Origin of the sequence: Klebsiella sp. K47 (assembly GCF_051858335.1) — a bacterium.
Taxonomy (GTDB): domain Bacteria; phylum Pseudomonadota; class Gammaproteobacteria; order Enterobacterales; family Enterobacteriaceae; genus Klebsiella; species Klebsiella pneumoniae.
This window is the reverse complement of the sequence record NZ_JBPYUI010000567.1, coordinates 1-211: the sequence shown is the minus strand read 5'-3', so window position 1 is coordinate 211 and position 211 is coordinate 1. Positions and strand designations below refer to the sequence as shown.

The following is a 211-nucleotide window of genomic DNA, read 5'->3' as shown; positions in this document are numbered from 1 at the left end:
GCATGAATGGTGTCGCAAGCATAGTTGTTTTTGAAATCACGAATAATCGACGGTGGGCATGCAGCGCCACCCACGACATTACGGTTCATACCTTCTAAAGTTGTCCCACGTTTTTTCGCAGCTGCAAGTAAGCCTTGCCAGATGGTGGGAACACCTAAAGCCACAGTAACTTTATAGTTGTCAATCAGGTTAACAAGGCTGTCACCATCTA

At 46.0% G+C, this 211-nt stretch carries 1 protein-coding gene; it reads right to left on the bottom strand.

Annotated elements, in window-relative coordinates; translation table 11 throughout:
• Positions 1-211, bottom strand: a 211-nt coding sequence (locus tag RRF55_RS29240; protein WP_439419489.1) for an AMP-binding protein, incomplete at both ends; no start/stop codon positions are given.